Origin of the sequence: Rathayibacter sp. VKM Ac-2856 (assembly GCF_013205055.1) — a bacterium.
Taxonomy (GTDB): domain Bacteria; phylum Actinomycetota; class Actinomycetes; order Actinomycetales; family Microbacteriaceae; genus Rathayibacter.
Genome location: NZ_JABMLF010000005.1, coordinates 15016 through 41106 on the forward strand (window position 1 = coordinate 15016; position 26091 = coordinate 41106).

Here is a 26091-nt window from a genome sequence, read left to right on the forward strand (position 1 = left end):
CGACTCGACCAGCATGGGCGGGCCCACTCGACTCGACCAGCATGGGCAGGCCCACTCGACTCGACCGGCGTGGTCGGCCCGCCCGAGCAGCGTCAGCGTCTCCCGAAGGGACAGCGTGCAGCTCGCCGCGCGCTGCGAGGCGAACGTGTGAATCGCGTGCCAGCGATTCGCGCCAGCCGAACGTACGACGCCCTGCGGAACGCGCCCACTCAGGAAGCCGACCGCGGTCGGGATCGCCGACGGCGATCCCGACGAACAAGCTCAGTCCTGCGCGGCCAGGAGCGCGGTGTCGGTGGTCGCGCGCGCGGCCGGGTGCCCGGTGCCCTTGCGTCCGCCGTTCTTGGTGCGGATCTCGACCCACTTGGCGATGCCGGAGAGGATGAGGCAGATGCCGATGTAGATCGCGCCGACGACGATGGCGGCGGGGATGATCGGGCTGTCCAGGCTCGGCTGGTTGCCGAGGTAGCGGGCGTAGTAGAGCAGCTCGTTGTACGTGATGATCGAGCCGAGCGCCGTGTCCTTCAGGGCCACGACGAGCTGGGCGATGATCACGGGCAGCATCGAGCGGATGGCCTGCGGGAAGAGGATGAGGCGCATGACCCCGGCCTTGGCCAGGCCGATCGCGTAGCCCGCCTCCTTCTGACCGCGCGGGAGCGACTCGATGCCGGCGCGGAAGATCTCGGAGAAGACGGAGCCGTTGTAGAGGGTGAGCGCGATGACCACGGCGAGGTACGGCGAGAGCTTGAGCCCGGCGAACGGGAGCCCGTAGTACATCAGCATCATCAGGATGAGGACCGGGATCGCCCGGAACAGCTCGATGAAGAGCGTCACCGGGACGTTGATCCAGCGGCGGTCCGACAGGCGTCCGATCGCCAGCAGCAGGCCGAGCACGAGACTGGCGACACCGGCGGTGGCGAACGCCGCGAGGGTCTGCCCGAGGGCCGCGCCGATGCTCTGCCAGACCAGCGGGTAGCCGAAGGCGCGCCACTTGGCCTCGGAGAACTGCCCCGACTCGGCGAAGCGCCACAGCACGAAGGCCAGCAGGGCGACGAGGAGGAGCACGACGACCGCGCCGATCGCGCGGTTGCGGGCGACGGCCCGGGGTCCGGGATTGTCGAAGAGGACGGAGCTCATCGGGCGACCCTCCACTTCTTCTCGAGCTGTCGTTGGACGAGGGAGAGCCCCGTGACGAGGACCACGAAGACCAGGGCGACCCAGAGCACGACGATCAGGCTGTTCTCACCGCGCTCGTTGAGGACGCGGACGATGGTGCCCGCCTCGGCGACCGAGAAGCCCGCGGCGACCGTGGTGTTCTTGAGCAGGGCGATCAGCACGCTCATCAGCGGCGGGATGACCGAGCGGAACGCCTGGGGCAGCACCACCTGGGTCATGGTGAGACCGAAGTCGAGGCCGATCGCGCGGGCCGCCTCGGCCTGGCCGATCGGCACGGTGTTGATGCCGGAGCGGAGCACCTCGGCGACGTAGGTCGCGGTGTACACGCTCAGCGCCGCGATCGCGAGGTTCGTGTACTCGACGTCCGGCAGGTCGAGCTTCGGGTAGCCGAACGCGAAGAAGAACATCAGCAGCGTCAGCGGCGTGTTCCGGATGGTGTTGACGTAGACGGTGCCGACCGCTCGCGCGATCGGGACGGGCGAGACGCGCATCGCTCCCACCACGGTGCCGAGGAGGAGGGCGAAGACGAGCGACACGACGAACAGCAGCAGGGTGTTGCCGAACGCGGGGACGAACACGTCGAGGTTGTTCAGGAGAACATCCATGCTGCGTGCCCTTTCATCGGGGAGGTGGAAGCGGTCGCCGGTGCGGCGTGGGGCAGGAGGAGTCCCGGGGCGCCGCGCTCGGCACCGCCCCGGGACTGCTCAGGGTGTCGGCCTAGTAGGCGTCGACCGCGGGCTGCTCCACCGTGGTGCCGGACTGGCCGAGGGTCTCGTCGTAGATCGCGCTCCAGGTGTCACCGCCGTCGGTCAGCATCTCGTTGATGAAGCCGCGCAGCGCGGTGTCGTCCTTGGCGAGGCCGATGCCGTAGAGCTCGGTGCTGAAGGGCTCGCCGACCACCTTGAGGTCGTCGGGGCGCTGGGCGGCGTAGCCGATCAGGATCGCGCCGTCGGTGGTGACCGCGTCGACCTGGCCGTCGGCGAGGGCGTCGACGCACTGCGAGTAGGTGTCGAACTCCTCGGTCGGCACCTCGGGGTAGTTGGTGCGGATGTTCTGGATCGGGGTCGAGCCGGTCGCGGAGCACACGGTGGTGTCGGCCGAGAGGTCGTCCGGTCCGGTGATCGTGTCGTTGTCCGCGGCGACGAGCAGCTGCTGCCCGGTCTCGAAGTACGGACCGGCGAAGCCGACCTGCTCCTTGCGCTTGTCGGTGATCGAGTAGGTGCCGACGTAGTAGTCGATGTCGCCGTTCACGATCGACGCCTCGCGGTTGGCCGAGGGGATCGGCTGGTACTCGATCTGGTCCTCGGAGAAGCCGAGGGAGGCGGCGACCCACTTGGCGATCTCGATGTCGAAGCCGGAGCGCTCACCGGTCGCGGCGTCGAGGTAGCCGAGACCCGGCTGGTCCTCCTTGACGCCGATGGTCACGGTGTCGTCCGCCGTCATGGCGTCGAAGGTGGGGCTGCCCTCGAGGGTGACGTCGGTGGCGACCTCGTAGGCCGCACCGCTCCCCTCGGAGCCGGAGTCGGAGCCGGCGCCGGTTCCGGAGTCTCCGCCGGAGCAGCCGGCGAGGGTGAGGGCCGCTGCGGCGAGTCCCGCGGTCATGAACATGAGCTTGGTGCGCATGATCGTCCTTCCTGGGGTGTGGCCCGCTGGAGCGGGCGATGTCGGGTCGCTCCCCGCGGTTCGGGGCACGACCTGTCGAACGGCGGCCGGAGCGGGGTCCGCCACGGCGCCGGGGACCTAGTGGGTGATCAGCTTGGAGAGGAAGTCCTTGGCCCGGTCGGTCCGCGGGGCGGTGAAGAACGACTCGGGGTCGGTGTCCTCGAGGATCTCGCCGTCGGACATGAAGACGACGCGGTGCGCGGCCTTCCTGGCGAAGCCCATCTCGTGGGTGACGACGATCATCGTCATCCCCTCCTCGGCGAGGCCGACCATGACGTCGAGGACCTCGTTGATCATCTCGGGGTCGAGCGCCGACGTCGGCTCGTCGAAGAGCATCACCTTCGGCTTCATCGCGAGGGCGCGGGCGATGGCCACGCGCTGCTGCTGGCCGCCGGAGAGCTGCGCGGGGGTCTTGCCGGCCTGGTGGCCGACGCCGACGCGGTCGAGGAGCGCCTGCGCCTCCGCCTCGGCCGCCTTCCGGGAGAGCTTGCGGACCTTGATCGGCCCGAGCGTGACGTTCTCGAGGATCGTCTTGTGCGCGAACAGGTTGAACGACTGGAAGACCATGCCCACGTCGGCGCGCAGGGCGGCGAGCCCCTTGCCCTCCTCGGGCAGGCGCTGGCCGTCGATCGAGATCGTGCCGCCGGAGATGGTCTCGAGGCGGTTGATCGTGCGGCAGAGCGTGGACTTGCCCGACCCGGACGGACCGAGCACGACGACCACCTCGCCGCGGTTGATCGTGAGGTCGATGTCCTTCAGCGCCTGGAACTCGCCGTAGTGCTTCTGGACCCCGTCGAGAATGACGAGGGGCTCGCGGGCGGCTGCGGACGATCGCCCGGCCTGGGAGGGTGCTTCCATTCCGTCAGAGAATCACACGGGCATGGGTGGGTCAAATCATGAGCGGATTCTTAACCAGAGCGCAACAACCGGGGCCCGTTCTCAGCCCATTACCACGCCGAGGTGGTCTTCTCTCAGACTTGGCGCGAGACGTCTCAGGACGAGCGGGCGCCGACAGGTCAGGAGCGGAGTGCGAAGGCGCTCTCGTAGAGGCAGACCGAGGCGGCGGTGGCGAGGTTCAGCGACTCCGCGGCTCCGTAGATCGGCACGGCGACGACGCCGTCCATCAGCTCGAGCGACTCGTCCTCGAGACCGCGCGCCTCGTTGCCGAACACCCAGACCGTCGGCTGCGCGAGGTCGCCGCGCGCGCGGACGTCGAGCAGGCCCTCGCCCTTCACGTCGGCGGCGACGGCGCGCAGACCCGCGGAGCGCAGCCGCTGCAGCACGTCGGGCAGCTCGGCGCCGACCGCGACGGGGAGGTGGAACAGCGAGCCCGTGGTCGAGCGGACGACCTTCGGGTTGTAGAGATCGACGGAGCGGCCGGTCAGCACGACGGCGTCGGCACCCGCGGCGTCGGCGGCGCGGATGATCGTCCCGAGGTTGCCCGGGTCGCGGACCTCCTCGAGCACGGCGACCAGGCGCGGCTCGGACGCCACGACGTCCTTGAGCGAGGTCGGGAACTGGCGGCACACCGCGACGAAGCCCTGCGGGGTGACGGTGTCGGCCATCGCGTCGAGGACGTCCTCGGTCACGTACTCGATCTCGACGTCGGCCTCCTCGGCGGCCGCGGCGATCTCGGGGTGGCGCTCCAGGGCGGTCGGAGTCGCGAAGGACTCCATGAGCAGCTCGGGCCGGTAGCGCAGCGCCTCGGACATCGCCTGCGGGCCCTCGAGGAGGAAGAGCCCCGACTCCTGCCGCGCCGGGCGCCGGGTGAGCTTGGCGACGGAGCGGACACGGGGAGAACGGGGGTTGTCGAGCATGCGGCGAGCCTATCGGCGCGCCGCTGCGGGGCCCGGGCGACACGACGCCCGCGGGGAACGCCAACGCGCAGGGACTCGGTCCGCCGTCCTCACCCGGGAACGACGAAGGGGGCCACGACTCTCGTCGTGACCCCCTCCGGGCAGAACCGGGGAGCGGACTACGCGGCCTTCGGGGCCGAGGTGTCAGCGGGCAGTGCGGCCTTCGCGCTCGCCACGAGGGCGGTGAAGGTCGCGGGCTCGGTGATCGCGAGGTCCGCGAGGATGCGGCGGTCGACCTGGATGCCGGCCAGGGCGAGGCCCTGGATGAAGCGGTTGTAGGTCAGGCCGTTCGCACGGGACGCGGCGTTGATGCGCTGGATCCAGAGGCGGCGGAACTCGCCCTTCTTCGCACGGCGGTCGCGGTACGAGTAGACGAGGGAGTGGGTGACCTGCTCCTTCGCCTTGCGGTACAGACGCGAGCGCTGGCCGCGGTAGCCCTTGGCGCGCTCGAGGATGACGCGACGCTTCTTGTGGGCGTTGACCGCCCTCTTGACTCTTGCCATTTCTCTTTCTTCCTATCGATCCGGGTCGGTGGTGCAGAGGACGGCGGGCAGTGACTGCCGCGCCGGACGACTACAGACCGAGAAGCTTCTTGGCGACCTTGGCGTCCTGCGGGGCGAGGACCTGGTCCTGGTTCAGACGACGGGTGCGGACGCTGGACTTCGACTCCAGGTTGTGACGCATACCGGCCTGCTGCTTCATGAGCTTGCCGGAGCCCGTGACCTTGAAACGCTTCTTGGCACCCGAGTGGGTCTTCATCTTGGGCATGTTCTCTCCTTGTCGACGTCGCACGCGCACTCGGCGGGCGAAACTGGTGCCCCGCGAGCGGGGCGTCCACCGGCCCCGATGACGGGGCGGCGAAGTATCAGACGGACTCGGCCTCGGCCGGGTCCTCTTCGGGGGTGTTGGCCTCGCGACGAGCGGCGCGGACGGCGTTCGCCTCGGCCTTCGCCTCGGACTTGTTCTTCAGCGGGCCGATGACCATCACCATGTTGCGACCGTCGATGGTCGGGGTGGACTCGACCTGGCCGAACTCGGACACGTCCTCCGCGAAGCGCTGCAGGAGTCGCACGCCCATCTCGGGGCGGGACTGCTCGCGACCGCGGAACAGGATCATGGCCTTGACCTTGTCGCCGGCCTTCAGGAAGCCCTCGGCGCGCTTGCGCTTGGTCTCGTAGTCGTGCTTGTCGATCTTCAGGCGGAAACGGACCTCCTTGAGGATCGTGTTCGCCTGGTTGCGACGGGCTTCCTTGAGCTTCTGGGCCTGCTCGTACTTGAACTTCCCGTAGTCCATGATCTTGGCGACGGGAGGCTTGGAGTTGGGAGCAACCTCGACCAGATCCAGGTCTGCGTCCTGCGCGAGTCGCAGGGCGACCTCGATTTTCACGACGCCGACCTGTTCTCCGGCGGGACCCACGAGGCGGACCTCGGGGACGCGGATTCGGTCGTTGGTACGGGGATCGCTGATTGCGTTTCTCCTCTGATCTCGGTGAGTTGCTGCTCTGCAGCCGGATTCTTCATCCGGCGCATCCCGAGAGAGGTGATTCCCGTGCGCAGCGCGTTCGACGCGCTGCGCTGCACCCTACGACGCGCTCCCCGAGACGTGTCTCGAGGACCGCAGCCCTGCCCCCGTTGCCGGAGGCGGAGTGCTTCTGACCCGGTAACCTAGTGAAGCGGTCAAGCGCGGGTGGGAGAATCTCCACTTTCGAACCGAGGACATGCCTCGGAGCCCGCATCACCATAGCAGACTTCCGGCCGGAAGGGCAGCGGGCGGCGCCCGCCTCTCCCCCTCCCCCGCGAGCGCCCCCCTCGAGCACCGCCTCGGGGCGCCCGTGAGCGCCGGTCCCACCGAACGAAGGACCCATGGCTCAGCACGACGACGACTACGCCCGACGGTTCGGCGACGACTCCTCCGACGTGGAGGCGGCCCGCGACATCGCCGAGGTGCCCGCGGTCGAGATCATCACCACCGCCGCGGTCCACCTGATGAGCGCCGCCGCGGTGAAGTGCGGTCTCGCCGACGAGCCGGGAGCCCAGGTGGACCTCGACGAGGCGCGCAAGCTGATCAACGCGCTCGCCGGTCTAGTCACCGCGGGGGCGCCCGACATCAGCGACATGCACGCGCGCAGCCTGCGCGACGGGCTCCGCACGCTCCAGCTCGCGTTCCGCGAGGCGTCGCCGATCGCCGATCCGATCGGCAAGGGCCCGGGCGAGAAGTGGACCGGCCCCGTCACCTGAGCCGTGGCTCCCGGGCTCAGCCCGCGGAAGCGGACGCGAGCTGCAGGGTCATCGAGTCGACCCGGGCCGCGACGACCTCATCTGCGGCCCAGCGCTCCCCCAGTCGCGCGACGAGGTCGCCGAGCGCACTGCGGTCGAGACCCGGCCGCAGCTCCAGCACGATGACGAGCTCCGGGCCCGACAGCCGCTGACGGGCGTCGCCCGGCCGCACCGCGAGCGACACGACCGCGTCCTCGGCGGCAGCGCTCGCCCCCAGTGCGGCGAGGACCTCCGGGTCGCCCGGGCTCGGTCGCCACGGTGCCCCGCCGGCGATCGCCCAGAGCGCGGGGCGGCGCACCGCGAACTCGTGCGGAGAGGCGGGGTCGAGCACCATCAGCTCGGTCTCCTCCGCCACGGCGGCCAGCGCCGCCCGACGGCCGTCCACGGGGACCGGCCGCGCCAGCGGATCCCAGCGCCGCATCGCGTCGACGTCGCTGAAGACGGGGAGCACCGTGCGCCCGTCCGGACCCGCGACGGTCACGATCGAGAGCTCCTGCGACTTGTCGGCCCGCAGGCCGCCGACTCCCTCGGCCTCCTCGCCGAGCCTCGCGACCAGGGGGATCAGCAGGCGGGAGACGCGCAGAGCGTCGACCACCGCCTCCGGCCCCGCGTCCGCGGAGGCGAAGGCGTCGAGAGCGCGGACCAGCTCCTCCGGGGCGCTGCCGTCGTCGTCGGAGGACGCGGCCTGCTCGAAGTGCCGACCGGCCCACGGGGTGCCGGCCGAGTCGGTCAGGTGCGCGGGGAGCGCACGCCCCTCACCCGAGGGCGAGCCGGTCACTCGGAGGCGACGTCGAGCGCCTCGGCGAGCGTGAACGCTCCGGCGTAGAGCGCCTTGCCGACGATCGCGCCCTCGAGTCCCTGCGGGACGAGGTCGCGCAGGGCGGCGATGTCGTCGAGGTTGGAGATGCCGCCCGAGGCGATCACCGGGCGGTGCGTGCGCGCCATGACCTGCTCGAGCAGCTCGAGGTTCGGGCCCTTGAGGGTGCCGTCCTTGGTGACGTCGGTGACGACGTACCGGGTGCAGCCGGCCTCCTCGAGGCGCTCGAGGACCTGCCAGAGGTCGCCGCCCTCCTTGGTCCAGCCTCGGGCCGCGAGGGTGGTGCCGCGCACGTCGAGCCCGACGGCGATCTGGTCGCCGTACTGGGCGATGACGCTGGCGGCCCACTCCGGGTTCTCCAGCGCGGCGGTGCCGAGGTTGATGCGCTTCGCACCGGCGTTGAGCGCCGACTCGAGGCTGCGGTCGTCGCGGATGCCGCCGGAGAGCTCGACGTTGACGCCCTTGACCTGGCGGATGACCTTCTTCATGATGCCGTGGTTGTCGCCGCGGCCGAAGGCGGCGTCGAGGTCCACGAGGTGGATCCACTCGGCACCCTGGTCGGCCCAGTCGCCGGCGGCGTCGATGGGGTCGCCGTAGTTGGTCTCGGTGCCCGCCTCGCCCTGCGTCAGGCGGACGGCCTTGCCGCCGGCCACGTCGATCGCGGGGAGAAGGACCAGGCCCGGGGCCTTGGTGAACTCGCTCATCGTCATCCTCAGTCTCGGAGCTGGTGCGGTCGCAGCGCCTGGGGCGCCGCCGACCACCGGCCGATCCTAGTTCGTGCGGAGCCCGCCCAGCCAATTGGAGAGCAGGCGGAGCCCAGCGGCACCCGACTTCTCGGGGTGGAACTGCGTCGCGGACAGCGGGCCGTTCTCCACCGCGGCGATGAACGGGCCGCCGTGGTCGGCCCAGGTCACCGCGGGCCGCGGGAACGGCGGCATGACGTCCAGCGTCCACTCGCGGGCGCCGTACGAGTGCACGAAGTAGAAGCGCTCGTCCTCGATGCCGTCGAACAGGCGCGAGCCGGCGGGGACCTCGACGGTGTTCCAGCCCATGTGCGGCACGACCTCGGCGGGGAGCAGATCGACCGTCCCCGGCCACTCCCCCAGACCCTCGCTCTCGACACCGCGCTCGACACCGCGCTCGAAGAGGACCTGCATGCCGACGCAGATGCCGAGCACCGGGCGGCCGCCGGCGAGGCGCATCTCGATGATCTCGCCGCCGCGCGCCGCCGTCAGTGCGGACATCACCGCGCTGAACGCGCCGACGCCGGGGACGAGCAGACCGTCGGCCTCGAGGGCACGGGTGCGGTCGGAGGTCAGCTCCACGTCGGCGCCGGCGAGCTCGAGCGCCTTGACGGCGGAGTGCACGTTGCCGGAGCCGTAGTCGTAGACGACGACCGACGGCCGGGCGCCGCTCACAGGGCGCCCTTCGTCGACGGCACCCCGGCGACGAGCGGATCGAAGGCCTTGGCCTGGCGGAACGCGCGGGCGAACGCCTTGAACTCGGCCTCGGCGATGTGGTGCGGGTCGCGGCCGCCGAGCACGGTGACGTGCACGGTCAGCCCGGCGTTGAAGGCGATCGCCTCGAAGACGTGGCGCACCATCGAGCCGGTGAAGTGCCCGCCGATGAGGTGCAGGGCGAAGCCCTCGGGCTCGCCGCCGTGCACGAGGTAGGGGCGGCCGGAGATGTCGACGACGGCCTGGACGAGCGCCTCGTCGAGCGGGACGAGCGCGTCGCCGAAGCGGGAGATGCCCGCCTTGTCGCCGAGCGCCTGCTTGATGGCCGTGCCGAGGACGATGCCGATGTCCTCGGCGGTGTGGTGGATGTCGATCTCGATGTCGCCGGTGGCGCGGACCGTGAGGTCGGTCAGCGAGTGCTTCGCGAAGGCGGTCAGCAGGTGGTCGAAGAAGGGGACGCCGGTCGACAGGTCCGCGACACCGGTGCCGTCGAGATCGATCGACAGCTCGATGCTCGACTCGCTGGTGGCACGACGGAGGGTGGCGGTGCGCCCGGGATCGGCGCTCGAGGAGGTCATGCCTCCAGTCTATTCGGGGCGCCGCCGACCCTCCGGGCGGCTATTCGCGGGCGAGCGCCACCGCGGGATCCGCCGCCGGGGCGGGCAGCGCGGCGACCGCCTCGAGGAAGGCGGTGGTCTCGGCCTCGGTGCCCGCGCTCACCCGCAGGTGGTTCGGGATGCCGACGTCGCGGATCAGGATGCCGCGGGCCAGGAGGGCCTCGAACATCGCACCGGGGTCGGCGACACCGCCGAAGAGCACGAAGTTGCTGCCCGTCTCGTGCGGTGTGTAGCCGAGGGCGCGCAGGCCGTCGATCATCCGGTCGCGCTGGACGATGATCTCGCCGACCATCGCGAGCATCTCGTCCGCGTGGGCGAGCGCGGCCGTCGCGGCGGCCTGCGTCAGCGCGGAGAGGTGGTACGGGAGGCGGACCAGGCGGAGGGCGTCCACCACGGCGGGGTCGGCGGCGAGGTAGCCGAGCCGGACGCCGGCGAAGGCGAAGGCCTTGCTCATCGTCCGCGAGACCAGCAGACGCGGGCGGCCCTCGAGCAGGCTGAGCGCGGTCGGCGCGTCCCGGCCCGCGAACTCGGCGTAGGCCTCGTCGACGACGACGATGCCGTCGGTCGCGTCGTACACGGCGGCGATGGTCTCGAGGTCGAGCGGAGTGCCGGTCGGGTTGTTCGGCGCGCAGAGGAAGACGATGTCGGGCGCCTCGCGGCGGACCGCCTCCGCGGCGTGGGCTGCGCTCACCCGGAAGTCGGCCTCGCGCTCGACACCGATCCAGCGGGTGCCGCTGCCGGAGGCGAGGATCGAGTACATCGAGTAGGTCGGCGAGAAGCCGAGCAGCGAGCGACCGGGACCGCCGAACGCCTGGAGGATGTGCTGGAGGACCTCGTTGGAGCCGTTGGCGGCCCAGATCGAGTCGGCGGTCAGCCCGTGGCCGAGGTAGCCGGCCAGGGAGTCGCGCAGCTCGCGGAACTCGCGGTCGGGGTAGCGGTTGACCGTCCGGAGGGCGACGGACACCCGCTCGACGATGTCGGCGATGACGTCGTCGGGGACGGGGTGGGTGTTCTCGTTGACGTTGAGCGCCACGGGCACGACGGCCTGCGGTGCGCCGTAGGGCTGCTGCCCGCGGAGGTCGTCGCGGAGGGGGAGATCGTCGAGAGTCGTCACCCGGGAATGCTAGCGGGGCGGTCTCGGCATGCGGTCAGCCCGCGATGTCGTACTGCGCCGGGATGGCGAGGCGCTGGCCGGGCTCGAGCCCGGCATTCGCCAGCTGGTTGAGCGACTGGATGTCGGCGACGACGTCGCGCGGGTCGGACCGGGGCGCGAGCTCCTCCGCCAGCGACCACAGGGACTCGCCCGCGCGGACCGTGACGTACTGGAACTCGACGTCCGCGCTCTCGCCGGACGCGACCGCTCCGCCGCCGTTGAGGCCGAAGACGAACGCGCCGGCGACGAGCGGCAGAGCGCCCAGGGTCGCGAGGACGGCGCGGCCGCGGCGGGTGAGGCGAAGACGCGTGCGCGCTGCCGGCTGGGCCGTCGCTGCGGAGATGCCGTCCTGCGCGGTGAGGGGGCGCTGCATCGTCGAGTGCTGCGTGGGCAGGTGCTGTGCGGTCATGTGATCGCTCCTTTCAGCAGGGGTTCGGGCCGGGGCCTCGGCCGGGAGGACCCGGTCCGAACCTCTGTTCCGAATATATCTTCGAATACCGCGACGGGCAAGACCCGGTCGCGCCGCATCCGATGCTGGATCGCGCGACACACTCGAACGAATGTTTCGAACGCGGACCCCCTCCGGATACAGTTTCGAGAGTCCGCAGTCAGTACAGCAGCGACCACCGACATCGGTGCTCGGCTCGGGCGCAGAGGGCGCGCACGCGGCGTGCGCACCGAGAGAGGGACGATCGTGAGCGACGCGCAGACGGCCGGAGCGAAGCCGGCCAGGACGACGACTCCGGCGCCGAAGGCGAAGGCGACCGCGGCGGCGAAGCCCGCGGCCGGGCGCCGGCGCAAGAACCTCAGCGCGAAGCAGCTCGCCATCCTCGACGCCATCCAGCGCTCGGTGTCGAGCCGGGGCTACCCGCCGAGCATGCGCGAGATCGGCGACGCCGTGGGCCTCGCCTCCCTCTCGAGCGTCACCCACCAGCTGAACCAGCTCGAGCTCAGCGGCTACCTGCGCCGGGACCCGAACCGGCCCCGCGCTCTCGAGATCCTCATCGACGTGCCGAGCTCGACCGAGGACGACGGCTCGTTCGAGTCGACCGCGACGGTCGCCGACGCGGCGATGGTGCCGCTCGTCGGCCGCATCGCGGCGGGCGTGCCGATCATGGCGGACCAGCAGATCGACGAGGTGTTCCCCCTCCCCCGGCAGCTGGTCGGCAAGGGCGAGCTCTTCATGCTCAAGGTCGTCGGCGAGTCGATGATCGACGCCGCCATCTGCGACGGCGACTGGGTCGTCGTCCGCTCGCAGCGCACCGCGGAGAACGGCGAGATCGTCGCGGCGATGCTCGACGGCGAGGCGACCGTCAAGGTGCTCCGCCAGCGCGACGGCCACACCTGGCTGCTCCCGCGCAACTCCAACTTCGAGCCCATCCTCGGCGACGAGGCCGAGGTCCTGGGCAAGATCGTCGCGGTGCTCCGCTCGGTCTGACGAGGCGGAGCGCACGCGCACGAGGGGCGGACGGCATCGCGCCGTCCGCCCCTCGTGCGTTCCGGAGGCTCTACTCCGCCGCGGCGTCCGCGAGCAGCGCACGGCGCGCCGCGGTGGCCGCCCCCACGAGGTTCCGCAGCGACGCGACCGTCTCGTCGTAGCCCCGCGTCTTCAGCCCGCAGTCCGGGTTGATCCAGAGTCGGCGCGCGGGAATCCCGTCGAGGGCCGTGCGCACGAGCTCCGCCACCTCCGCCTCGCCCGGCACGCGCGGCGAGTGGATGTCCCAGACGCCCGGCCCGATCCCCCGCGGGAACCCGGACCGCTCGATGTCGGCGACGACCTCCATCCTCGACCGCGCCGCCTCGATGCTCGTGACGTCGGCGTCGAGCCGGTCGATCGCGTCGATGACGACACCGAACTCCGAGTAGCAGAGGTGCGTGTGGATCTGCGTCGCCGTCCGCGCACCGGCGGTCGCGAGGCGGAACGCGCCGACCGACCACTCGAGATACGCCGGCTGGTTCGCCTTCTCGAGCGGCAGGAGCTCACGCAGCGCCGGCTCGTCCACCTGGACGATCCGGATGCCCGCGGCCTCGAGATCCGCGATCTCGTCACGGAGGCTCAGCGCCACCTGCTCCGCCGTCTCCTTCAGCGGCTGATCGTCGCGCACGAACGACCAGGCGAGGATCGTGACCGGCCCGGTCAGCATCCCCTTCACCGGACGCTCGGTCAGCGACTGCGTGTACCCCGACCAGTCGACCGTGATGGGAGCGGGGCGCGAGACGTCGCCCCACAGCAGGGAGGGCCGCGTGCAGCGGCTGCCGTACGACTGCACCCAGCCGTGGCGGGTCACCGCGAAGCCGTCGAGGTTCTCGGCGAAGTACTGCACCATGTCGTTGCGCTCCGGCTCGCCGTGCACCAGGACGTCGAGGCCGATCTCCTCCTGCAGGCGCACGACGCGCTCGATCTCCTCGCGCATGCGGGCCGTGTACTGCTCCTCCGTCAGCTCGCCGCGGAGCAGCGCGGCGCGCGCGGTGCGGATCTCGCGCGTCTGCGGGAACGAGCCGATGGTCGTCGTCGGCAGCGGCGGCAGGCCGAGGGCCTCCTCCTGCGCGGCGAGACGCTCCTCGTACGACGCGCGCCGGTAGTCCTGGGGCCGCAGAGCCGCCGCTCGCGCGCGCACCGCTCCGTCGCGCACCCCGGGCGCCGAGCGCCGGTCCTCGAGGGCGTCACTCGCGGCGCGGAGTTCCGGCTCGATGACCGCGCGCCCGCCATCGAGTCCACGGGCGAGTGCGGCGACCTGCTGCACCTTCTGGTCCGCGAAGGCGAGCCACGAGACGAGCCTGTCGTCGAGGTCCGTCTCCTCGGCCACGTCGTGCGGCAGGTGGAAGAGCGAGGTGGAGCTGGCGACGGCGACCTGCGCGGACAGCGCGCCCAGCGACTCCGCCGTCTCGAACGCCGCCGCGAGGTCGCCGCGCCAGACGTTGTGGCCGTCGATCACCCCCGCGACCAGCACCGTGCTCTCGAGACCCCGCGTGGCGGACGGCGCCGCGCCCTTCACCAGATCGACGCCGACGGCCTCCACCGCCGAGGCGGCGAGAACGGGAAGGGCGTCGCCGAGGTCGCCGTAGGGCGCCGCGACGAAGAGCGCCGGCCGCTCGGCAGCATCGCCCAGCACCCGGTACGCCTCCTCGGTCGCGGCGAGGACGCGCGCACGATCGACGTCGATCGACTCGGACACCAGGGCCGGCTCGTCCAGCTGCACCCACTCCGCTCCCGCGGCGCGCAGCCTCGCCAGCAGCTCCGTGTACACGGGCAGCAGGTCGGCGAGACGCGACAGCGGCTCGAAGCCGGCCGGCGCCGTCGCGCTCGGCTTGGCGAGCAGGAGGTAGGTGACTGGGCCGACGAGGACGGGCCGCGTCGTGAAGCCGGCCTCGCGCGCCTCCGCCACCTCGCGCACCCGGCGCGTGTCGGCGAGCGAGAACACGGTCTCGGGGCCGATCTCGGGGACCAGGTAGTGGTAGTTGGAGTCGAACCACTTGGTCATCTCGAGCGGCGCCCGCTCGCCGTCCCCGCGGGCGAGCACGAAGGAGCCGGCCAGATCGACCGCGCCGTCGACGACGAGGTCGGCGAAGCGCTCCGGGATCGCGCCGACCGCCAGGGTGGTGTCGAGCACCTGGTCGTAGAACGAGTGCGCCTCGGGGATCGACGAGTCGTCGCGGCCGAGGCCGAGGTCGACGAGGCGCTCGCGGACGGCCCCGCGGAGCCGGGCGGCGGTGTCCTCCAGCTCGGCCGCGTCGATCGACCCGGTCCAGAAGGCCTCCACCGCCTTCTTCAGCTCGCGGCGGCGTCCGATCCGCGGGTAGCCGAGGACGGTTCCGGTCGGGAAGGCGGGTGGGGTGCTGCTCATGATGATTCCTCCGTGGTGGGCGTGATCGGGGGCGGACCGACCGGGGTGGACATGGTCGGGAACGGCGCGGGGGCGGGCAGGAGCCCGCTCTCGGCGAGGACCCCCAGCACCGCCTCGTGCCGGTTGAAGGCGTAGAGGTGCACGGCGGGCGCGCCGCCGGCGACGAGGGTGCGGACCATCGCGGCGGCGTGCTCGACGCCGATCCGCACCCGCGCCTCGTCGTCGGGCTCCACGTCGAGGGCGATCGCGAGATCGGCGGGCAGGTCCTCCCCGCTCAGCTCGAGCATCCGGCGCAGGCGCTCGGGGCTGGTGACCGGCATCACCCCGGGGATGATCGGCATCGTGACGCCCGCCGCTCGGGCCCGCTCGACGAAGCGGAGGTAGTCGGCGGGGTGGAAGAACAGCTGCGTGATCGCGAAGGCCGCGCCCGCCGCCTCCTTGGCGAGAAGCGCGTCGATGTCCTGCGACCGCGATCGCGAGCGTGGATGCCCGTTCGGGAAGGCGGCGACCGCCACCTGCGCGCGGGGGCGGCTCGCGACATCGACGCGCTGCGCGTTCGGCAGCACCGTCACCGCTCCGTACGGCTCGCGCTCGGCCTGCACGCGGTGGATCAGCTGCACCAGCTCAGCGGCGCTGCCCAGCTCTCCGAGGAACGGCTCGTCGTCCGGCCGGTCGGCGGGCGGATCGCCGCGCAGGGCGAGGAAGCGGGTGACGCCCGCTTCCAGGAACTCGTGCACGAGCCGGTTCGCCTCGGCGTGGGTCGAGCCGACGCAGGTGAGGTGCGCCAGCGGCTCGGCCGTCGTGCGCTGGCGGAGGTGGCGGAGGATGTCGAGCGACGCGCTGCGCGAGGAGCCGCCTGCCCCGTAGGTCACCGAGACGAAGGAGGGCCCGGTGGCGGCGAGCCGGTCGGCTGTCCGCTCGAGCGCCCGGGCACCGCTGGCGGTCCGCGCGGGGTAGAGCTCGAAGGAGAACGGGACCCGCGGCCGACAGAGGGGGTCCGGAGCGCTCTCCGAGTGGTTCGACGGCACCGTGACACCCTCCGTTCCTCGCCGCGGCCGGTGCGTCCGGCCGCGATGACGCGGTCTGGGCGGGTGCCGGGCTCGGCTGTCGCTCACAGCGCCGGATGGCGCCTCGCGGACCACAGTAGGAACGTGCGGGCGGCGCGTCGACGTGCGTGACGCGGTGTGAACGAGCGTGACGCCGCGTGTCGTCGCGAGGGGCGGAGACGGCCGCGCTGACGGCAGCACGGAGCGCCGCGGCGACACGACGAAGCGCCCGCCGCCACGGAGTCGATCCGTGATGGCGGGCGCTGGGGCGCGTGCTCGGGCTCTACGCCTCGACGGCGGCGGCCGGAGCCGCGAAGTCGCCGAGCGAGCCGGCGAGGTCCTCGTGCACGAGGGCGTGCACGTGCGTGCCGCCCTCGACGTACTGCGTCGACAGGATGCGCCCGTTGCGGTGCAGGGACGAGACCACGTCACCGCGGTCGTACGGGACGAGCAGGTCGATCTCGATCTGCGGCTCGGGCAGGATCTCGGCGATCTTGGCCTGGAGCTCGTCCATCCCCTCGCCGGTGCGCGCCGAGACGAACACGGCGCCGGGAGCGAGGCCGCGCAGGACGAGCCGGGTGCCCTCGTCCACGAGGTCGGACTTGTTGAACGCGATGATCTCGGGGATGCTCCGCGCGCCCACCTCGCCGATGACGTCGCGGACCGTCGCGATCTGCCCCGCCGGGTCCGGGTGCGACGCGTCGACGACGTGGACGATGACGTCGGAGTCGGCGACCTCCTCCAGCGTCGAGCGGAACGCCTCGACCAGCTGATGCGGCAGGGCGCGCACGAAGCCGACGGTGTCGGCCAGCGTGTAGCCGCGGCCGTCCGGTGTCTCCGACTTGCGCACGGTCGCGTCGAGCGTGGCGAAGAGCGAGTTCTCGACCAGGACGCCCGCGTGGGTCATCCGGTTGAGGAGGCTCGACTTGCCCGCGTTCGTGTAGCCCGCGATCGCGACCGACGGAACGGCGTTCCGCTTGCGGTTGGCGCGCTTCGCCTCCCGAGCGGGCTTCATCGCGGTGATCTGCTTGCGCAGGCGCGCCATCCGGGTGTGGATGCGGCGGCGGTCGAGCTCGATCTTCGTCTCACCGGGACCGCGCGAGCCCATGCCCGCACCGGCGCCCACCTGGCCACCGGCCTGGCGGGACATCGACTCGCCCCAGCCGCGCAGGCGCGGGAGCAGGTACTCGAGCTGCGCGAGCTCGACCTGCGCCTTGCCCTCGCGGCTCGTGGCGTGCTGGCTGAAGATGTCGAGGATGACGGCCGTGCGGTCGATGACCTTGACCTTCACCACGTCCTCCAGCGAGCGGCGCTGGCTCGGAGCGAGCTCGGTGTCGGCGACGACCGTGTCCGCGCCGAGGGCGGCGACGAGCCCGGCGAGCTCCTCGGCCTTGCCCTTGCCCAGGTAGGTGCTCGGATCGGGGTGGGGGCGCCGCTGCAGCAGGCCGTCGAGCACGGTCGCTCCGGCGGTCTCGGCCAGGGCGGCGAGCTCGTGCAGCGAGTTCTCCGCGTCCTCGATCGAGCCCTGCGAGTACACGCCGATCAGCACCACGTTCTCGAGGCGCAGCTGGCGGTACTCGACCTCCGTGACGTCCTCGAGCTCGGTCGAGAGGCCGGCGACGCGCCGCAGCGCCTGCCGGTCGTCGCGATCGAACTGCTCGCCGTCGCTGGTCTGCTCGGTGTCGCGCTCGACGTCGTTCCCGGCGCTCTGCAGCGCCTGGGCTCCGCCCGCGACGAACCGCGAATATCCCGACGAGCGCGACTGCGCGTTCGCCAGGACCCGCGAGACGACGTCCACGGCCTCGGTCGTGTCGGTCTCGTTCAGGTCTTCCGTCATCCGGATAACACTAACTCCTCAGCTGTTGATAAGTTCACTTCTCATGGCCGCCGAGCACTACTTCACGAGCACTCCCGACGGCGACCTCCGACCCCGGAGGATCAGCGCCCGGATCGCCGGCCGCGACCTGGAGGTCACGACCGCGGGCGGGGTGTTCAGTCCCGGCCACGTCGATCTGGGCACCCGGGTCCTGCTGGACGCGGTCCCCGACGCCCCCGCGAGCGGGGACCTCCTGGACCTCGGCTGCGGCTGGGGACCGATCTCGCTCGCCCTGGCGCTGGGCTCCCCCGACGCCCGGGTGTGGGCGGTCGACGTCAACCAGCGGGCGCTCGAGCTCGTCCGCCGCAACTGCGCAGAACTCGGTGTCACCAATGTCAACGCCGTCCTGCCCGAGGATGTTCCCGAGGACGTCCGCTTCGCGGCCGTCTGGTCGAATCCCCCGATCCGGGTGGGCAAGGCGGAGCTGCACGCTCTGCTCGAGCGCTGGCTCCCCCGCCTCGAGCCGGAGGCGGAGGCGTGGCTGGTCGTGCAGCGGAACCTCGGCGCCGACTCGCTGCTGACCTGGCTGACGGAGACGTTCGAGGGCCGGCTCGAGGTCGACCGCATCTCCTCCGCCAAGGGCTTCCGGGTCATCCGCACCACGCGGACGGCCTGACCGCCGGAGCCGCGGCGGCTCCCGCCCGCTAGTCGATCCGGATCGTGCCGGTGTAGACGAGGTCGGCCGGGCCGGAGAGGCCGACGTGCTCGCCCTCCTCGGTCGGGAACATCGTCACGCCGAGGGTGCCGCCGGGGACCTCGACGCGCCAGGACTGCGGTGCTCGCGCGCCCGCCCAGTAGCGGACCGCCAGGGCCGCCGCCGCGGCGCCGGTGCCGCAGCTCAGCGTCTCGCCGCTGCCGCGCTCGTGCACGCGCATGCGGATCCGGCCGATCCCGTCGTGGACCAGGGGCTCGCCCGGCACGACGAACTCGACGTTGGCTCCGTCGGCCGGCTCCGGTTCGACCTGCGGGATGTAGCTGAGGTCGGCCTCGTCCAGCTCCTCGTCGTTGCTCAGAGCCACGACGATGTGCGGATTGCCGAGGTCGAGCCCCAGACCCGGGCGGGGCACCTTCAGCTCCTTGGCCCGGACGAGCGGCTCGCCGCCCGCGAGCTCCCAGCGGCCGAGGTCGACTTGGAACCCGGCACCTCTGCGCGTGACGTCGCGGACGCCGGCGCGCGTGCCGATCGGGAGGGTGTCGCCCTGCTCCAGCACGGCGAGGCCGCCGGCGAGGAGGAACGCGGCGTACACGCGGATGCCGTTGCCGCACATCTCGGCGATGGAGCCGTCGGCGTTGCGGTAGTCCATGAACCACTCGGCCTCCGGCTCCTGCTCGAGCGCGGCGGCGCCGTCGGGGAGGGAGCGGGAGCGGACCGCGCGGATGACGCCGTCGGCGCCCACGCCGAAGTGGCGGTCGCAGATCATCGCGATCTGCGCGGGCGAGAGGTCCACCTCACCGTCCGGGTCGCTGAAGAGCACGAAATCGTTGCCGGTGCCCTGGCCCTTGGTGAAGTGCAGCTCGATCGTCATGGCGCTCAGCCTAGCGAGGCGCCCCGGCGTCGACCTGGGCGAGGGCGACCGCCTGCTCGACGAGGTCGGGGGCGTCGGAGGGCAGCCAGTGCGCGCCCTGATAGCGGCGGAACCAGCTGTTCTGCCGTCGCGCATAGCGCCGGGTGAGTGCCTGCGTCGACGCGACGGCCTCCTCCCGGGTCAGCTCCCCCGAGCGCTGCGCGAGAGCCTGCGCGTAGCCGATCGCGCGGCTCGCCGTGATTCCGCGCTCGATGCCGAGCGGCACCAGGCGCTCGACCTCGTCGAGCATGCCGTTCGCCCACATGCGCTCGACCCGGCGGTCGAGCCGCTCGACGAGCACCTCGCGCGGTGTGGAGAGCGCGAGGACCGTGGTCGGCCGCCACGGGACGGGGGTGTCGGACATCAGGGCGCTGTGCGGTGAGCCGGTGAGCTCGGTGATCTCGAGGGCGCGGACGATCCGGCGGACGTTGTGCGGGCCGATCCGCTCGGCGACGTCGGCGTCCACGGCGCGGAGGCGCTCGAAGAGCACGCCTGCACCGTCGCGCTCGGCCGTCTCCTCCAGTGCCCGGCGCACCGCCGGGTCGGTCCCGGCGAAGGAGAACTCGAAGATCACGCTCGAGACGTAGAGTCCGGAGCCGCCGACGAGGATCGGGACGGCGCCGCGGGCCAGCACGTCGTCGACGACCGCGCGGGCCTCGCTCTGGTACCGGGCGACGGAGGCGTCCTCGGTGACGTCGAGGACGTCGAGCAGGTGGTGCGGGACGCCCTGCCGTTCCGCCGGCGGGAGCTTGGCCGTCCCGATGTCCATGCCGCGGTAGAGCTGCATCGCGTCGGCGTTCACGACCTCGGCGGCGCCTCCCGAGGCGCGGACCGCGGCGGCGAGGGCGAGCGAGAGATCCGACTTGCCGGTGCCGGTGGCCCCGACGACGGTGAGGAGCGCGGGTGCCCCCGGCTCAGCGCTCGCCATCGAGGGCGTCGTAGATCGGGGTGGTCAGCGCCTGGGGGGCCGCAGGAGCGAGCGGACGCAGGCGGAGCGAGGGCAGTCCGAGGGAGACCTTGGGGGCGGCACCGGAACCGGGAGCGGCGGGCACGCCGCACGACTCCGTCTGCGCGCGGTCCCACGCGTCACCGGCCCGCGTGCGGCGGACCTGCAGCGGCGCACCGTCGAGGGAGTCGGCGATCAGGTAGAACGGCGCGGCGCGGGTCACCTCGACGCTGACGACGTCACCCGGACGCGGCTGCTCGGAGCCGGCCGGAACGTCGAAGTGCACCAGGCGGCTGTCCTCGGCGCGGCCGCTCAGGCGGTGGGTCTCGCTGTCGCGGCGGCCCTCGCCGGTGGCGACGAGCACCTCGACCCGGCGCCCGACGACGGTGCGGTTCTCGCTCTCGCTGATCGAGTCCTGCAGAGCGGCGAGGCGCTCGAAGCGCTCCTGCACCACGGCCTTGGGGATCTGGTCCGGCAGAGTGGCCGCGGGAGTGCCGGGCCGGATCGAGTACTGGAACGTGAAGGCGGAGGCGAACCGCGACGCCTCGACGACCCGGAGGGTCTCCTGGAAGTCGGCCTCGGTCTCGCCGGGGAAGCCGACGATGATGTCGGTGCTGATAGCGGCGTGCGGGATCCGGTCGCGCACGCGGTCGAGGATCCCGAGGAAGCGCTCGGAGCGGTAGGAGCGGCGCATCGCCTTGAGGATGCGGTCGGAGCCGGACTGCAGCGGCATGTGCAGCTGCGGCATGACCGCGGGCGTCTCCGCCATCGCGTCGATGACGTCGTCGGTGAAGGCAGCAGGGTGCGGGCTGGTGAAGCGGATCCGCTCGAGACCCTCGATGGTGCCTGCCGCGCGCAGCAGCTTGGAGAAGGCCTGGCGGTCGCCGAACTCGACGCCGTAGGAGTTCACGTTCTGCCCGAGGAGGGTGACCTCGATCGCGCCGTCGTCGACGAGCGCCTGGATCTCGGCGAGCACGTCGCCGGGGCGGCGGTCCTTCTCCTTGCCGCGCAGGGCGGGGACGATGCAGAAGGTGCAGGTGTTGTTGCAGCCGACGGAGATGGACACCCAGCCGCTGTAGGTCGAGTCGCGCTTGGTGGGCAGCGTCGACGGGAACACGTCGAGCGACTCGAGGATCTCGAGCTGGGCCTCGTCGTTGTGGCGCGCGCGCTCGAGCAGGCTCGGCAGGGCGCCCATGTTGTGCGTGCCGAAGACGACGTCGACCCACGGCGCCTTCTCGAGGATGACGTTCTTGTCCTTCTGAGCGAGGCAGCCGCCGACCGCGATCTGCATGCCCTCGTGCCGGCGCTTGACCGAGGCGAGGTGACCGAGGTTGCCGTAGAGCTTGTTGTCGGCGTTCTCGCGGACGGCGCAGGTGTTGATGACGACGATGTCGGCCTCGGCCCCGTCGGCGGACACGTAGCCGGCCGCCTCGAGCGAGCCGCTGAGCCGCTCCGAGTCGTGGACGTTCATCTGGCAGCCGAACGTGCGGACCTCGTAGGTCCTCGGTCGCGCGTCGACGGGAGGGGCGATGACCGGACCGAGCGTGCTCATGGTGTGCGATTCTACGCGCCGCTCCGGCCGCCACCGGCGACCCGAGCGGCGCGAGTGCTCAGCGGAAGCGGACGCTCGAACCGGGCTTGCGGACGGTCTCGCGGACGACGCGCTGCACGAGCGCGCCGGAGTAGCCGCGCCGGGCGAGGAAGCCGCTGAGGCGGCGCTCCGCGACCTCGTCGGAGAGCGAGCGGAGGCTCGGCAGGCGCTTGCGCGCGAGCTCCATCGCCGTGCGGTACTCGTCGTCGCCGTCGAGCTCGTCGAGCGCTGTCGCGATCGCGTCGGGATCGAGCTTCCGGGCGCGGAGCTCCTGCATGATCGACGACCGGCCGAGCTTCTTGCGCTCACGCAGCTGCAGGACCAGCGACTCGGCCATCCGGTAGTCGTCCAGGTAGCCGAACCGTGCGAAGCGCTCCAGGATGTCGAGCGCGTCCTTCTCGGCGACGCCCTCGGTGTAGAGGCGGGCCTCGACCTCGGCGACCGAGAGGCTCTTGCGGGAGAGACCCCGGACGATGCGGTCGGCGATCTGCTCCGGGTCGGGCTCCTCCGGGAGGTCCTCCACGAAGGAGTCCTCCTCGACGGCCTCGTCCTCCTCGTCCACGACGGTGTCGGCCTCTGCGATCTTCTCGCGCCGGCCGGCTCGGCCGGGTGCCGCCGTCGGTGGGACGTCACGACGGGCGACGTGCGCCGACAGCTCGGCGATCGCGTCCGCTCCCGCCGCCGGCGCGGCCGCCTCCTCGGCGGCCGCGCCGTCCTTCACCCAGGGGAGGAAGGCCACGGGCCGGCCCTGTGGCTCCTCCGCGGCCCACTCCCCCACGGGCTACGCGCCCTTCCGGACGGGCGCCTTGGTCTCGCGGACCGGCTGCTTCGTCTCGATCGCGACCGGGGTCACGTCGGCCACCGCGTTGGGGTCGGCCACGACACCGAGCTTGATCAGGATGCGCTTCTCGATCTCGGCCGCGATGTCGGGGTTGTCGATGAGGAACTGACGCGCCTTCTCCTTGCCCTGGCCGAGCTGGTCGCCGTCGTAGGTGTACCAGGCGCCCGACTTGCGGACGATCTCGTGCTCGACACCGAAGTCGATCAGGCTGCCCTCTCGGGAGATGCCGATGCCGTAGAGGATGTCGAACTCGGCCTGCTTGAACGGCGGCGCCATCTTGTTCTTGACGACCTTGACGCGGGTGCGGTTGCCGACCGCGTCGGTGCCGTCCTTCAGCGTCTCGATGCGGCGGATGTCGAGGCGGACCGAGGCGTAGAACTTGAGCGCCTTGCCGCCCGCGGTGGTCTCGGGGCTGCCGAAGAAGACGCCGATCTTCTCGCGGAGCTGGTTGATGAAGATCATCGTGGTGTTGGTGGTGTTGAGCCCACCGGTGAGCTTGCGCAGGGCCTGCGACATGAGGCGGGCCTGGAGGCCGACGTGCGAGTCGCCCATCTCGCCCTCGATCTCGGCGCGGGGCACGAGGGCCGCCACGGAGTCGATGACGATGAGGTCGATGGAGCCCGAGCGCACGAGCATGTCGGCGATCTCGAGCGCCTGCTCACCGGTGTCGGGCTGCGACACGAGGAGAGAGTCGATGTCGACGCCGAGCTTCTTCGCGTACTCGGGGTCGAGGGCGTGCTCCGCGTCGATGAACGCCGCGATGCCGCCGTTGCGCTGCGCGTTGGCGATCGCGTGCAGGGTGAGGGTCGTCTTTCCCGAGGACTCGGGGCCGTAGATCTCGACGATGCGGCCGCGCGGGAGCCCGCCGATGCCGAGCGCGACGTCCAGCGCGATCGAGCCGGTCTGGATCACCTCGACGGGAGCGCGCTCGTCGCTGCCGAGGCGCATGACGGCGCCCTTGCCGAACTGGCGGTCGATCTGGGCGAGTGCGGTCTCGAGGGACTTCTCGCGGTCTGAGGAACTGGGCATGGCCGTCTCGCTCTCGTGTCGTGGTGGTATCGCCTACAGGCTGTCGTGTCGTACCGGGCACCGTCCGCGGGCGAATGCCTGCGGATGCGGTCCCGGCCGGTTGCGACAAGGCGGTGAAGCAGTCCGATGACGTGCTGTCGACGGTAGGCCCGACCACCGACATCGGCGCCGAGCCGGACCGCTTCCGTGGAGACGGAGGCGATCCTGCTTCTGGTGAGGAGCTTAGACCCGTTCGAACAGGGATTCGATGGTGGCGCGCCCGGCGTGTCGAACACGACTTCGGCGCGCGTCTGTCCGGGTGTCCCCGAGAGCCGTCAGTGCCGGCGCTTCGCCGGATCGATCCCGTGCCAGCGGCCCTCGGGCACGTCGTTCGCGCGGCAGAGCGCGATCCACACCTCGCGGGGCTCCGCGCCGTCGCGGAGGGCCTTCTGCGCGGTCCGCCCGCCGAGCTCGGTCAGCACGAGGTCCGAGACGAGCACGCGCGCGTAGGCGGGGCCGAACTCGTCGTCGACCAGCTGCTGGAACTCGCTCAGGCGCATGCGTCCACGGTAACAACCCGTTCCGGTGCGCGGGCCGACGGTCTGGAGTGCACGGGCGAGCACCACCGCCGGGAACGACGAAGGGCGCCGGAGCCGGAGCTCGGGCGCCCTTCGCGAGATGCGGGTGCGGTGGGTGGGAGGGTGGACGGACTCGCTACTGCGTGACGAGGTCCGCGTCGAACCCGGCGACCATGTCGGCCGGGATGGTGTCGGGGATCGTGTCGATCCCCTCGATGACGGCGAGACGGTCGCCGACCTCGCGCATGATCACCGATATCGGGGTGTCGAGTGCGTCGGCCACCGAGGCGAGGATCTCGGACGACGCCTCCTTCTGACCGCGCTCGACCTCGCTGAGATAGCCGAGAGCGACACTCGCCTTGCTCGCCACCTGGCGCAGGGTGCGACCTTTCTGCAGGCGAAAGTCCCTGAGGACATCGCCGATCTCCTGACGAACTAGAACCACTGGACCCTCCTTCTCCACGTCAACCGCTTCTCGCGCACCGCTTCGATCAATGCCGGAGCACGAATTCGAAGGGGAAGTGTACGAGAGAGCCGGATAGCTGTTCACTACCCGGCTCGTGTGAGTCGACTCTAATACCGGATGACTGGACTTTGCGTGTGAGCGACGTCAGATGTAACCCGGCCGAAACCCCCTGCATTCCAGGATTCCGGACGGGTTCAGGGACTCGCGGACGTCACTCGGACGAGGCGACGAGCTCGAGCGCCAGAGCGAGCGCCGCGGCCACGGAGGCGGCGCGGATCTCGGGCCGTCCGCCGTCGAAGCGGTGCTCGCGCACCAGCTCGACTCCGTCGAGCACCGCGGCCACGAACACGGTGCCGACCGCGGATCCGCCCTGCGGCTCCGGCCCGGCGACTCCGGTCGTCGACACCCCGACGGTGCGCGCTCCGGGCTCCCCGAGCTGCCGGGCGACGCCGCGCGCCATCTGCACGGCGACGTCGGGGTCGACGGGCCCCTCCCGCTCGAGCAGGCCGGCGTCGACGCCGAGGAGGCGGTGCTTCAGGTCGGTGGCGTAGGGCACCACTCCCCCGCGGTAGACGGCGGAGGCGCCGGGAACCTCGACCAGCGCGGAGCTCAGCGCACCGCCGGTGAGCGACTCCGCGACCGCGAGGGCGAGGCCGCGCTCCCGGAGCGCGAGCAGCAGCCGCTCGGCGCTCATCGGCGCCCGCGGGCGGCCCGGCTCTGGCGCGCCGCGTCGGCGAGGTAGTCGATGCCGGTCGCCACGGTGAGGATCACCGCGGCGGTCATCGTGAGGCCGTTCAGCCAGTGCACCCACTCGCCGAGGAAGGTCCAGAGCGGCAGGAGCGCGAGCGAGATCGCGACGGACTGCACGATCGTCTTGAGCTTGCCGCCGCGGGAGGCGGGGATCACCCGATCGGAGAGCACGGCCATCCGGAAGACGGTGATGCCGACCTCGCGGACCAGGATGACGATCGTCACCCACCACGGCAGCTCGGCGAGGATCGACAGACCCACCAGCGCCGCTCCGGTCAGCACCTTGTCGGCGATGGGATCGAGCAGCTTGCCCAGGTCGGTCACGAGCCCGCGGCTGCGGGCGATGTGACCGTCGATGCCGTCGGTGGCGATCGCGACGATGAAGAGCAGCGCGGCGGCGATGCGCACGCCGCCGTCCTCGCCGCCGTCCGCCAGCAGCAGCCAGAAGAAGACCGGGGCGAGCAGGATGCGCACCACCGTGATCGCGTTGGGCAGGTTCCAGTTGCTCGGCGCCGCGTCGGAGCGTGCGGTGGGGCTGGTCATCGGTGTGCGCCGTTCCTCGGGGTC

General features: G+C 71.6%; 29 protein-coding genes. 3 read left to right on the forward strand and 26 right to left on the reverse strand.

Features of this window, described 5'->3' with window-relative positions:
- Nucleotides 1–261 precede the first annotated feature (261 nt).
- The 8 genes from HQQ82_RS15260 to infC form a co-directional block, all read right to left on the reverse strand.
- Nucleotides 262–1134 (reverse strand): amino acid ABC transporter permease, encoded by an 873-nt coding sequence (locus HQQ82_RS15260; RefSeq protein WP_173234741.1) that lies wholly within the window; start codon nucleotides 1132–1134, stop codon nucleotides 262–264.
- Nucleotides 1131–1778, reverse strand: a complete 648-nt coding sequence (locus HQQ82_RS15265) for an amino acid ABC transporter permease (protein WP_173234742.1) — start codon at nucleotides 1776–1778, stop codon at nucleotides 1131–1133. Before HQQ82_RS15265 ends, HQQ82_RS15260 begins: the two co-directional genes overlap by 4 nt.
- A 112-nt stretch (nucleotides 1779–1890) precedes the next feature.
- On the reverse strand, nucleotides 1891–2796 hold the full coding sequence (locus HQQ82_RS15270; RefSeq protein WP_173234744.1) for a glutamate ABC transporter substrate-binding protein: 906 nt from the start codon (nucleotides 2794–2796) through the stop codon (nucleotides 1891–1893).
- A 117-nt stretch (nucleotides 2797–2913) separates the two neighbouring features.
- On the reverse strand, nucleotides 2914–3693 hold the full coding sequence (locus HQQ82_RS15275) for an amino acid ABC transporter ATP-binding protein (RefSeq protein WP_173234746.1): 780 nt from the start codon (nucleotides 3691–3693) through the stop codon (nucleotides 2914–2916).
- A 158-nt stretch (nucleotides 3694–3851) separates the two neighbouring features.
- The gene (locus HQQ82_RS15280) at nucleotides 3852–4652 is read right to left on the reverse strand and encodes an RNA methyltransferase (protein ID WP_173234748.1); all 801 of its coding nucleotides are present in this window, start codon (nucleotides 4650–4652) and stop codon (nucleotides 3852–3854) included.
- 158 nt (nucleotides 4653–4810) lie between these two features.
- Nucleotides 4811–5194: a 50S ribosomal protein L20 gene (gene rplT / locus HQQ82_RS15285; protein ID WP_123444519.1), complete on the reverse strand. Its 384-nt coding sequence runs from the start codon at nucleotides 5192–5194 to the stop codon at nucleotides 4811–4813.
- Nucleotides 5195–5264: 70 nt separating this feature from the next.
- Entirely contained in the window at nucleotides 5265–5459 is a 195-nt protein-coding gene (rpmI, locus tag HQQ82_RS15290; RefSeq protein WP_056042364.1) for a 50S ribosomal protein L35, read from the reverse strand.
- 97 nt (nucleotides 5460–5556) lie between these two features.
- Complete coding sequence (gene infC / locus HQQ82_RS15295; protein ID WP_173235265.1) at nucleotides 5557–6159, reverse strand: translation initiation factor IF-3; 603 nt, start codon at nucleotides 6157–6159, stop codon at nucleotides 5557–5559.
- A 395-nt stretch (nucleotides 6160–6554) separates the two neighbouring features.
- Here infC and HQQ82_RS15300 point away from each other — a divergent pair, with 395 nt between their 5' ends.
- Nucleotides 6555–6929 carry a DUF1844 domain-containing protein gene (locus tag HQQ82_RS15300; protein WP_133963637.1) on the forward strand — a complete coding sequence of 125 codons (375 nt, stop codon included), beginning with the start codon at nucleotides 6555–6557 and terminating at the stop codon, nucleotides 6927–6929.
- A gap of 16 nt (nucleotides 6930–6945) precedes the next feature.
- Here the strand turns inward: HQQ82_RS15300 and HQQ82_RS15305 are convergent, their stop codons facing one another.
- From HQQ82_RS15305 to HQQ82_RS15330, 6 genes are all read right to left on the reverse strand, one after another.
- Entirely contained in the window at nucleotides 6946–7746 is an 801-nt protein-coding gene (locus tag HQQ82_RS15305) for an SseB family protein (protein ID WP_367947965.1), read from the reverse strand.
- Nucleotides 7743–8489: a bifunctional 1-(5-phosphoribosyl)-5-((5-phosphoribosylamino)methylideneamino)imidazole-4-carboxamide isomerase/phosphoribosylanthranilate isomerase PriA gene (priA, locus tag HQQ82_RS15310; protein WP_123705565.1), complete on the reverse strand. Its 747-nt coding sequence runs from the start codon at nucleotides 8487–8489 to the stop codon at nucleotides 7743–7745. Before priA ends, HQQ82_RS15305 begins: the two co-directional genes overlap by 4 nt.
- 66 nt (nucleotides 8490–8555) lie before the next feature.
- A complete protein-coding gene (gene hisH, locus HQQ82_RS15315; protein WP_173234749.1) occupies nucleotides 8556–9203 on the reverse strand; it encodes an imidazole glycerol phosphate synthase subunit HisH in 648 nt (215 codons plus the stop codon).
- The gene (hisB, locus tag HQQ82_RS15320; protein WP_173234751.1) at nucleotides 9200–9820 is read right to left on the reverse strand and encodes an imidazoleglycerol-phosphate dehydratase HisB; all 621 of its coding nucleotides are present in this window, start codon (nucleotides 9818–9820) and stop codon (nucleotides 9200–9202) included. Before hisB ends, hisH begins: the two co-directional genes overlap by 4 nt.
- A gap of 40 nt (nucleotides 9821–9860) precedes the next feature.
- Nucleotides 9861–10973 carry a histidinol-phosphate transaminase gene (locus tag HQQ82_RS15325; RefSeq protein ID WP_173234753.1) on the reverse strand — a complete coding sequence of 371 codons (1113 nt, stop codon included), beginning with the start codon at nucleotides 10971–10973 and terminating at the stop codon, nucleotides 9861–9863.
- Nucleotides 10974–11007: 34 nt separating this feature from the next.
- On the reverse strand, nucleotides 11008–11421 hold the full coding sequence (locus HQQ82_RS15330) for a LysM peptidoglycan-binding domain-containing protein (RefSeq protein WP_254071566.1): 414 nt from the start codon (nucleotides 11419–11421) through the stop codon (nucleotides 11008–11010).
- Nucleotides 11422–11706: 285 nt separating this feature from the next.
- Between HQQ82_RS15330 and lexA the strand changes: the two genes are divergently transcribed.
- Nucleotides 11707–12450 carry a transcriptional repressor LexA gene (gene lexA, locus HQQ82_RS15335; protein WP_173234755.1) on the forward strand — a complete coding sequence of 248 codons (744 nt, stop codon included), beginning with the start codon at nucleotides 11707–11709 and terminating at the stop codon, nucleotides 12448–12450.
- 70 nt (nucleotides 12451–12520) lie between these two features.
- On the opposite strand, the gene metE is transcribed toward lexA, so the two are convergent.
- The 3 genes from metE to hflX all read right to left on the reverse strand — a co-directional run bounded on the left by metE (nucleotide 12521) and on the right by hflX (nucleotide 17740).
- Nucleotides 12521–14857, reverse strand: coding sequence for a 5-methyltetrahydropteroyltriglutamate--homocysteine S-methyltransferase (gene metE / locus HQQ82_RS15340; RefSeq protein ID WP_173234757.1), 2337 nt, complete (start codon nucleotides 14855–14857; stop codon nucleotides 12521–12523).
- On the reverse strand, nucleotides 14854–15885 hold the full coding sequence (locus HQQ82_RS15345; RefSeq protein WP_173234758.1) for a methylenetetrahydrofolate reductase: 1032 nt from the start codon (nucleotides 15883–15885) through the stop codon (nucleotides 14854–14856). The genes metE and HQQ82_RS15345 overlap by 4 nt, the downstream gene beginning before the upstream one ends.
- Nucleotides 15886–16186: 301 nt before the next feature.
- A complete protein-coding gene (gene hflX, locus HQQ82_RS15350; RefSeq protein ID WP_173234760.1) occupies nucleotides 16187–17740 on the reverse strand; it encodes a GTPase HflX in 1554 nt (517 codons plus the stop codon).
- Nucleotides 17741–17783: 43 nt separating this feature from the next.
- Here hflX and HQQ82_RS15355 point away from each other — a divergent pair, with 43 nt between their 5' ends.
- Nucleotides 17784–18395 (forward strand): class I SAM-dependent methyltransferase, encoded by a 612-nt coding sequence (locus HQQ82_RS15355; protein WP_173234762.1) that lies wholly within the window; start codon nucleotides 17784–17786, stop codon nucleotides 18393–18395.
- 28 nt (nucleotides 18396–18423) lie between these two features.
- Here the strand turns inward: HQQ82_RS15355 and dapF are convergent, their stop codons facing one another.
- The 9 genes from dapF to pgsA form a co-directional block, all read right to left on the reverse strand.
- Complete coding sequence (gene dapF / locus HQQ82_RS15360) at nucleotides 18424–19305, reverse strand: diaminopimelate epimerase (RefSeq protein WP_173234765.1); 882 nt, start codon at nucleotides 19303–19305, stop codon at nucleotides 18424–18426.
- 10 nt (nucleotides 19306–19315) lie between these two features.
- Nucleotides 19316–20272: a tRNA (adenosine(37)-N6)-dimethylallyltransferase MiaA gene (miaA, locus tag HQQ82_RS15365; protein WP_173234767.1), complete on the reverse strand. Its 957-nt coding sequence runs from the start codon at nucleotides 20270–20272 to the stop codon at nucleotides 19316–19318.
- Nucleotides 20259–21842 carry a tRNA (N6-isopentenyl adenosine(37)-C2)-methylthiotransferase MiaB gene (gene miaB, locus HQQ82_RS15370; RefSeq protein ID WP_173234769.1) on the reverse strand — a complete coding sequence of 528 codons (1584 nt, stop codon included), beginning with the start codon at nucleotides 21840–21842 and terminating at the stop codon, nucleotides 20259–20261. The genes miaA and miaB overlap by 14 nt, the downstream gene beginning before the upstream one ends.
- Nucleotides 21843–21900: 58 nt before the next feature.
- The gene (locus HQQ82_RS20400; protein WP_173234771.1) at nucleotides 21901–22620 is read right to left on the reverse strand and encodes a regulatory protein RecX; all 720 of its coding nucleotides are present in this window, start codon (nucleotides 22618–22620) and stop codon (nucleotides 21901–21903) included.
- A gap of 42 nt (nucleotides 22621–22662) precedes the next feature.
- Nucleotides 22663–23751 (reverse strand): recombinase RecA, encoded by a 1089-nt coding sequence (gene recA, locus HQQ82_RS15380; RefSeq protein WP_216848673.1) that lies wholly within the window; start codon nucleotides 23749–23751, stop codon nucleotides 22663–22665.
- Between the two features lie 314 nt (nucleotides 23752–24065).
- Nucleotides 24066–24290 (reverse strand): DUF3046 domain-containing protein, encoded by a 225-nt coding sequence (locus HQQ82_RS15385; RefSeq protein ID WP_173234773.1) that lies wholly within the window; start codon nucleotides 24288–24290, stop codon nucleotides 24066–24068.
- 154 nt (nucleotides 24291–24444) lie between these two features.
- Nucleotides 24445–24753: a helix-turn-helix domain-containing protein gene (locus tag HQQ82_RS15390; protein ID WP_068207524.1), complete on the reverse strand. Its 309-nt coding sequence runs from the start codon at nucleotides 24751–24753 to the stop codon at nucleotides 24445–24447.
- 232 nt (nucleotides 24754–24985) lie between these two features.
- Nucleotides 24986–25468: a CinA family protein gene (locus tag HQQ82_RS15395; protein ID WP_173234775.1), complete on the reverse strand. Its 483-nt coding sequence runs from the start codon at nucleotides 25466–25468 to the stop codon at nucleotides 24986–24988.
- Nucleotides 25465–26067, reverse strand: a complete 603-nt coding sequence (gene pgsA, locus HQQ82_RS15400; protein ID WP_173234777.1) for a CDP-diacylglycerol--glycerol-3-phosphate 3-phosphatidyltransferase — start codon at nucleotides 26065–26067, stop codon at nucleotides 25465–25467. The genes HQQ82_RS15395 and pgsA overlap by 4 nt, the downstream gene beginning before the upstream one ends.
- Nucleotides 26068–26091: the final 24 nt, after the last annotated feature.

Coding starts and splice junctions, on each gene's coding strand:
- HQQ82_RS15260 (WP_173234741.1), bottom strand. CDS start 1,134: ATGAGCTCCGTCCTCTTCGACAATCCCGGACCCCGGGCCGTCGCCCGC.
- HQQ82_RS15265 (WP_173234742.1), bottom strand. CDS start 1,778: ATGGATGTTCTCCTGAACAACCTCGACGTGTTCGTCCCCGCGTTCGGC.
- HQQ82_RS15270 (WP_173234744.1), bottom strand. CDS start 2,796: ATGCGCACCAAGCTCATGTTCATGACCGCGGGACTCGCCGCAGCGGCC.
- HQQ82_RS15275 (WP_173234746.1), bottom strand. CDS start 3,693: ATGGAAGCACCCTCCCAGGCCGGGCGATCGTCCGCAGCCGCCCGCGAG.
- HQQ82_RS15280 (WP_173234748.1), bottom strand. CDS start 4,652: ATGCTCGACAACCCCCGTTCTCCCCGTGTCCGCTCCGTCGCCAAGCTC.
- rplT (WP_123444519.1), bottom strand. CDS start 5,194: ATGGCAAGAGTCAAGAGGGCGGTCAACGCCCACAAGAAGCGTCGCGTC.
- rpmI (WP_056042364.1), bottom strand. CDS start 5,459: ATGCCCAAGATGAAGACCCACTCGGGTGCCAAGAAGCGTTTCAAGGTC.
- HQQ82_RS15300 (WP_133963637.1), top strand. CDS start 6,555: ATGGCTCAGCACGACGACGACTACGCCCGACGGTTCGGCGACGACTCC.
- priA (WP_123705565.1), bottom strand. CDS start 8,489: ATGAGCGAGTTCACCAAGGCCCCGGGCCTGGTCCTTCTCCCCGCGATC.
- hisB (WP_173234751.1), bottom strand. CDS start 9,820: ATGACCTCCTCGAGCGCCGATCCCGGGCGCACCGCCACCCTCCGTCGT.
- HQQ82_RS15330 (WP_254071566.1), bottom strand. CDS start 11,421: ATGACCGCACAGCACCTGCCCACGCAGCACTCGACGATGCAGCGCCCC.
- metE (WP_173234757.1), bottom strand. CDS start 14,857: ATGAGCAGCACCCCACCCGCCTTCCCGACCGGAACCGTCCTCGGCTAC.
- hflX (WP_173234760.1), bottom strand. CDS start 17,740: ATGACGGAAGACCTGAACGAGACCGACACGACCGAGGCCGTGGACGTC.
- HQQ82_RS15355 (WP_173234762.1), top strand. CDS start 17,784: ATGGCCGCCGAGCACTACTTCACGAGCACTCCCGACGGCGACCTCCGA.
- dapF (WP_173234765.1), bottom strand. CDS start 19,305: ATGACGATCGAGCTGCACTTCACCAAGGGCCAGGGCACCGGCAACGAT.
- miaA (WP_173234767.1), bottom strand. CDS start 20,272: ATGGCGAGCGCTGAGCCGGGGGCACCCGCGCTCCTCACCGTCGTCGGG.
- miaB (WP_173234769.1), bottom strand. CDS start 21,842: ATGAGCACGCTCGGTCCGGTCATCGCCCCTCCCGTCGACGCGCGACCG.
- recA (WP_216848673.1), bottom strand. CDS start 23,751: ATGCCCAGTTCCTCAGACCGCGAGAAGTCCCTCGAGACCGCACTCGCC.
- HQQ82_RS15385 (WP_173234773.1), bottom strand. CDS start 24,290: ATGCGCCTGAGCGAGTTCCAGCAGCTGGTCGACGACGAGTTCGGCCCC.
- HQQ82_RS15395 (WP_173234775.1), bottom strand. CDS start 25,468: ATGAGCGCCGAGCGGCTGCTGCTCGCGCTCCGGGAGCGCGGCCTCGCC.
- pgsA (WP_173234777.1), bottom strand. CDS start 26,067: ATGACCAGCCCCACCGCACGCTCCGACGCGGCGCCGAGCAACTGGAAC.